We start from the raw sequence: 6011 nt of genomic DNA on the forward strand, positions 1-6011 counted from the left end.
ACCTCATGTTAAGGCAAATCATTGGACAACCCGAAGGGCACAAGGAAGACAGGCGTTCTGAGGCACACGCACCGGCTCCTGCAGCCGAACGCGCACCGATTCTCTCCACCGCATCCGCTCCCGCTGCACAACCCCAACGCTCACATCAAGCTCCCGTCATGACCACCAGTAAAAACGTTCTCGCCAACGACGTCGAAATCAAAGGTTCCATCAAGTTTTCCCACGACCTCATCATCGACGGCAAGATCGAAGGCGAAGTCATTTCCGACGGCAGCCTGACCGTGGGTGAAAACGCCCTGATCAAAGGCGAAGTCAGAACCCGTTCCGTCATCATTTTCGGCAAAGTCGAAGGCAACATCACTGTTGCTGAGCGCTGCGAACTCAAGAGCAACGCGATCCTGGTCGGCGACATCGCCGCAGGCACCCTTGCCATCGAAGAAGGCGCCACCTTCATGGGTCAGTCCCAGGTCGGTAAAAAGGCAGAAACCAAGCCTGCTTTCGGCGGCGCTCCTAAACAATCTTAACTCCTACCTGAGTGTTCGGACGGTTCTTCGGCACGAAGACCAGCATCCTTCCCACGCCACCTAAGAATCAAATCGAAGTGGTGTGCCCTTCTTGTGGCGCGGCTCAGTATGAGCCGCGCCTCGTTGTTTCCACCTTTTGTAAAAAATGCGGGGTCCACCTGACCGTGGAAAAACGCCGCGTGGTTGCATCGGCGGTGACGCGCTCCGGTGTGGGCATGAACGATTCCTGGGAGAAAGTCCCGGAAGCGGCGAGCCCGGCGGTGAAAGGACCGGAAGCCAAGCCTGCTGCAGCACCCCCAGCCCCACCGCCCGAGCCCGCGCCGACGGCTGCGGATGGGTTTGGTGCGTTTTTGCAGAGTCAGAATCTGCCGCCGCCTGCGGCTGCCCCGGCGGCTGCGGCTGCCGAAGCTCCCGCCCCTGCCGCTGCTCCTGCTCCGACTGAAGCAGCCACCACCGCAGCCGCACCTGTGAGTGCTGCTGCGGAGTATCAACCGACGGCCGCGCGCCGTCCGCAGTCCAATTCCCCGCCCCCCACGCCCGCCCCTGCGCCGCAAACGGCGACCTCTCTGCAGAAGATGAAGGAGCAGGGCATGTACCGGAACCAGTATTTCAAAGACGCGGAGTGCTTTGACTGCGGGCATAAGTTTAAAACCGGTCGCTCGGCCAAGTCTGCGAACTGCCCTGCCTGCGGTGCTTATATTTCGTTGGAAGATGTGGAGATCAACATGACCTCCACGCAGCCGATCAAGACGCGCGGCAATGTGCTGATCCGCAAACGCGGCAGGCTTTCGGCCAGCAGCGTGCAGTGCCGGGACCTTGAGTGCCATGGCATCATCGAGGCGAATGTCACGTGCTCGGGTGACGCGACTTTCCGCACGACGGGCAGCATCATCGGTGAAATTCACTGCCAGCGCTTTGTGGTGGAGAAAGGTGCGGATGTGGCTTTCCTCAATTCGGTGCATGCCACGGATGTGGAGATTCAGGCACGTCTCACGGGAACGATCCACAGCACGGGTCCGGTGCTGATCGGCAGCAACGGCTCCATCAATGGGGATGTGACTGCGCGGTCGGTGTCGATCGAACCGGGAGGTGAGTTGAATGGCGCGATGAACATTGTGCGCGGCAAGCAGATTACTCTTTCGCCTCCGACAGTGCCGCCGCCTGTGGCCTGATTCGGCTGCGCCATGAAAAAGCGCCTGCTGCTGCTCCTGGTCGCACTGGTGGCCGCGCGCATTCTCGCGATGCGCGCGGGTTCATTGAAGGTTGTTCGTTCCTGGCTCAACTACGCCCAGCCAATGGTCACGCGTGAATCCCTTTCTCTGCCCTACCCTGCGCCGCCTCCGCCGGAAGAATGGCGCCGCATGGATGCCGGGGCTAGGATGATCCATGTGCGTGCGCGGCTGGTGCCGAAGCTGCATGAGGAGCTTGCGGCGCGGAAGTGTGCGCTGGGTCAGCCGGCGTTCGTTCGGATCTTCAAGGAGAGTCGTGAGTTGGAGCTGTGGTTGCAGGGGGGCTCGGGCGAATGGACACTGTTTCGAACTTATCCCATCGCGTGTTTTTCGGGCACGCTGGGGCCGAAGACGCGTGAGGGGGACCTGCAGGCGCCGGAGGGTTTTTACAGTGTGACGCAGAAGATGCTGAATCCTGCCAGCAGCTACCATCTGGCGTTTAACATCGGGTATCCGAATGCGTATGACCTGGCGCAGCAGCGTACGGGGAGCCTGATCATGGTGCACGGGGATGTGTGCAGCGTGGGGTGCTTTGCGATGACGGATACGGTGATCGAGGAGATTTATTTGGTGGTGGAGGCGGCGGTATCCAGAGGAGGGAGTGTGGCGGTGCATTGTTTTCCGTTTCGGATGACGGGGGAGCGGATGGGGAGTGAGGAGGAGGCGCACCGAGGTTTTTGGGAAGAGCTGGTGCCGGTGTATGAGGTGTTTGAGAGGGAGAAGCGGTTGCCGCTAGTCGTGGTTGAGGGTGGGAAGTATTTGGTCAGGTGAGGGTGTGGCGGTGGAGATAGCGGAGAGTTTGTGGTGGGAGTGTGGGGAGATAGACAGGATTAACAGGATGCAGGATTAAAGGATGGACGGAGGTGAGGTGGTGGGTGGAGTGGGAGCGGTAGAGAGAGAAGGACTTAAAGGACGGAAAGGACCCAAAGGACGGGGGCGGTGGGATGATGGGGGTGGAATTTTTTGAAGGGGATTTTATTCGGTGTTCGACCTGACAGGCGGGACGCCCTATCCTCCGTTATTCATTTTATGCGCTCACTGACTCTTACTGCTGCCAGGACTTTTGAATGGACGACGTTGCCGGAGGCTGCGGCGCCGGGTGCGGGGGAGGCGGTGGTGGGGATTCGGGCGATTGGGATCTGTGGGACGGATTTCAGCGGGTACTTGGGGAAGATGCCGTTCATTGAGTTTCCGCGGATTCTTGGGCATGAGCTGGGGGTGGAGGTGCTGGCGGTGGGTGATGGGGTGTCGCATTTGCAGGTGGGGGATCGGTGCTCGGTGGAGCCGTATCTGAACTGCGGGACGTGCCATGCGTGCCTGCGTGGGAGCACGAACTGCTGTGAGACGCTGCAGGTGCTGGGGGTGCACTGTGATGGGGGCATGCGGGAGCGGATGGTGCTGCCGGCGCACAAGCTGCATGTGTGTAATGCGCTGGACTTTGAACAACTGGCGCTGGTGGAGACGCTGGCGATCGGGTGCCATGCGGTGAACCGGGCGCAGGTGGCGCCGAGCGATGATGTGCTGATCATTGGCGCGGGGCCGATCGGGCTGACGGTGCTGGAGTTTGCGCGGGCGGCTGAAGCGGCGATCACGGTGCTGGAGCTGAATCCTGCGCGGCGGCTTTTCGTGGAGCAGAATTATCCGGGTGTCCAAGTGGTGGCGGCGCTGCCGGATGAGGCGGCGTTTCAGATTGTGTTTGATGCGACGGGGCACGCGGGATCGATGGCGGGGACGCTGCGGTATGCGCGGTTCACGGGACGGATTGTGTATGTGGGAATCACGAAGGAGCCGGTCATGATTGATGATCCGTTGTTTCACCGGCGGGAGCTGACGTTGTTTGCGAGCCGGAATGCGGTGGCGGCGGATTTCCCGAGGATTTTGGGGATGATTCAGTCGGGGCAGATTGATACGAGGCCGTGGATCAGTCACCGGTGTGAGTTTGGGGAGCTGCCCATTCAAATGGATGCGTGGCTGCTGCCGGACTCGAGGGTGATCAAGGCGGTGGTGAGGCTTGAAGCAGGATGAAGGCGGAGTCCTGTTATTATTGGAGATGGAGCCTGCTAGAGCCTTGATTTTTAGCAATGGAATGGACAAGCAAAGGAATGAACTGAAGCATTTATTCCATAGCCAATCAGGGCGTCCGTGAGGTTGCGTGAGCCTTGTTTTAGACAAAGGAATGTTGTGGCAAAGGAATGCCGGAAAAATCCATTCCACTGCCAATCCATTCCTTTGCCAAATTTTCAGGGCGTCCGTGATGTCAGCGCCGGTTTTTCACGGAAAGATATGTGATCTTGGTGCTGGGTTCATGGTCTTTGGGGCTTTGGCATTGCTTCGACATTGATTCGCTTTGCTCACCCCTACGAGGCAGCCTATAGCTGTCAGGCTCGCTCCGCTCGGCTCGGATTTACTTGTTCGTCATTTGGCGTGAGCGCTGTACCGTCCGTTCAGATCTGTTTATCAACCTCACTCCCCTTCCCGACAACCATGCCTACTCTTACTGTCCAGCCACGCGCGCGTCTTTTTCACGGTCACCTTTGGGTTTATGCGACGGAGATTCAGAAGCGGTTTGGGGATCCGAAGCCGGGGGATGTGGTGCATCTGCAGGATGTGAGGGGGAAGCCGCTGGGGAGTGCGATTTACAATCCGGCGTCGCAGATTTCGGCGCGGTTGTTTTCATACCGGCGTCAGGATTTGGATCTGGACTTTTTCACGCGGCGGATTCAGCGGGCGATCAAGGTGCGCGAGGCATCCGGGGTGGATCTGAATCTGTGCCGCATTGTGTGGAGCGAGTCGGATGGGCTGCCGGGGCTGATTGTGGATCGCTATGGTGACTTCCTGGTGGTGCAGACGCTGACGCTGGCGATGGATCTGCGCAAGGAGCTGATTGTGCAGGCGCTGAATGATGTGCTGAAGCCACGGGGCATCGTGGAGCGCAATGAAGGTGCGGTGCGCAAGGCGGAGGGGATGGAGCAGATCAAGGGAGTGATCAGTGGTGAGATGCCGGAGCCGTTTGTGGTGCGGCATCAGGGCAGCGCGTTTCATGCGGATCTGCTGGAGGGGCAGAAGACGGGGCTGTATCTGGATCAGTTGGACAACTACCAGCTTGTTTCGGCTCTGGCGAAGGGCCGCCGGGTGCTGGACTGTTTTTCCAATCAGGGTGGCTTTGCGCAGGCCTGCGCGCTGGCGGGTGCGAGCGAGGTGACGGCGGTGGACATCAGCGAGCAGGCGACGGAGGTGGCGAGGCAGAATGCGGCGATTGCAGGGGTGCAGATCAACTGCGTGGCGGAGAACTGCTTTGATTTCCTGAAGCGGAACGAGGCGGCGGCGGCGAGGTATGATTTGATCATCCTGGATCCGCCGTCGTTCACGAAGACGAAGAGTTCCGTGAGGGATGCGCTGCGGGGGTACAAGGAGATCCACCTGCGGGCGATGAAGATGCTGGAGCCGGGCGGGATCTTTGCGACATTCACGTGCTCGCACCATGTGAGTGCGGAGGAGTTTCACAGCAGCATCACGGATGCGGCGGTGGATGCGAAGAAGACGCTGCGGCGGGTGACGACGTACACGCAGCGGCCGGATCATCCGATTCTGGCGACGATTCCGGAGACGGAGTATCTGCGCGGGTATGCGTATGAGGTGGTGGCGAGCTGGTGAGGCGCGGCACTGTTTAATTTTGTGCCTCCACTGGTCCTGATAATAGTGTGAGAGCGATCGACAATTCAGAATGCTGAATTTGAAATGTGAGGCCCACGATTAGAGCAGCCGAAGATTTAGCCTGCCATTTCCTAAATCGAATCCAACTTTATAATTTATGATTTCAATACCCGAGCCTTTAATCAAGGATATTGCCGAGGGGCGATGCCTTCCTTTTATTGGCGCGGGCTTTTCTAAAAACTCCCGTCTTTCATCTGGCCTGACTATGCCTGATTGGAAAGAACTGGCGCTGGCGTTAGCTAAAGAAGCGCACGTAAATTCGAGAGGTGATCCTCCAAATATTGCCCAATCTTATGAACGTAAATTTGGACGTGTTCAGTTGATTGACGCTATACGAAAATCATTACACGGGGAAGTTGCAAAACCCGGAAAGGCTCATGAGGCATTTGTGATGCTTCCCTTCGAAACCGTGTATACAACAAACTTCGATCTTTTGCTCGAAGATGCGTATCTTGCTAAGTCTAGGCCGTTCAGGTCTTTAGTTGGTGAATTACAGATGCCATTTCACGCTGGGCGAATGGCTTCAAACATAGTGAAAATGCAT

General features: G+C 58.2%; 6 protein-coding genes. All 6 read left to right on the plus strand.

The genetic code is table 11. From position 1 onward, the window contains the following. The first annotated feature begins 158 nt into the window (after nucleotides 1-158). Nucleotides 159-524 (plus strand): bactofilin family protein, encoded by a 366-nt coding sequence (locus tag AC24GY_RS24245; protein WP_422320700.1) that lies wholly within the window; start codon nucleotides 159-161, stop codon nucleotides 522-524. A 215-nt stretch (nucleotides 525-739) separates the two neighbouring features. After that, on the plus strand, nucleotides 740-1696 hold the full coding sequence (locus AC24GY_RS24250; protein WP_487688204.1) for a polymer-forming cytoskeletal protein: 957 nt from the start codon (nucleotides 740-742) through the stop codon (nucleotides 1694-1696). 12 nt (nucleotides 1697-1708) lie between these two features. Further along, nucleotides 1709-2524, plus strand: coding sequence for a L,D-transpeptidase family protein (locus AC24GY_RS24255; RefSeq protein ID WP_487688206.1), 816 nt, complete (start codon nucleotides 1709-1711; stop codon nucleotides 2522-2524). Nucleotides 2525-2782: 258 nt separating this feature from the next. Beyond that, nucleotides 2783-3778, plus strand: coding sequence for a zinc-binding alcohol dehydrogenase family protein (locus AC24GY_RS24260; protein WP_487688209.1), 996 nt, complete (start codon nucleotides 2783-2785; stop codon nucleotides 3776-3778). Nucleotides 3779-4237: 459 nt separating this feature from the next. Then, nucleotides 4238-5407, plus strand: a complete 1170-nt coding sequence (locus AC24GY_RS24265) for a class I SAM-dependent rRNA methyltransferase (protein WP_487688211.1) — start codon at nucleotides 4238-4240, stop codon at nucleotides 5405-5407. Nucleotides 5408-5564: 157 nt separating this feature from the next. After that, nucleotides 5565-6011: SIR2 family protein (locus tag AC24GY_RS24270; RefSeq protein ID WP_487688214.1), on the plus strand; the 447-nt coding region annotated here is incomplete at its 3' end.

The sequence above is a fragment of the Prosthecobacter sp. Pr1 genome (genome assembly GCF_057652315.1).

What these genes read in the sequence shown, in the direction of transcription:
- AC24GY_RS24245 (WP_422320700.1), top strand. Translation starts at nt 159, where the DNA reads ATGACCACCAGTAAAAACGTTCTCGCCAACGACGTCGAAATCAAAGGT.
- AC24GY_RS24250 (WP_487688204.1), top strand. Translation starts at nt 740, where the DNA reads ATGAACGATTCCTGGGAGAAAGTCCCGGAAGCGGCGAGCCCGGCGGTG.
- AC24GY_RS24255 (WP_487688206.1), top strand. Translation starts at nt 1,709, where the DNA reads ATGAAAAAGCGCCTGCTGCTGCTCCTGGTCGCACTGGTGGCCGCGCGC.
- AC24GY_RS24260 (WP_487688209.1), top strand. Translation starts at nt 2,783, where the DNA reads ATGCGCTCACTGACTCTTACTGCTGCCAGGACTTTTGAATGGACGACG.
- AC24GY_RS24265 (WP_487688211.1), top strand. Translation starts at nt 4,238, where the DNA reads ATGCCTACTCTTACTGTCCAGCCACGCGCGCGTCTTTTTCACGGTCAC.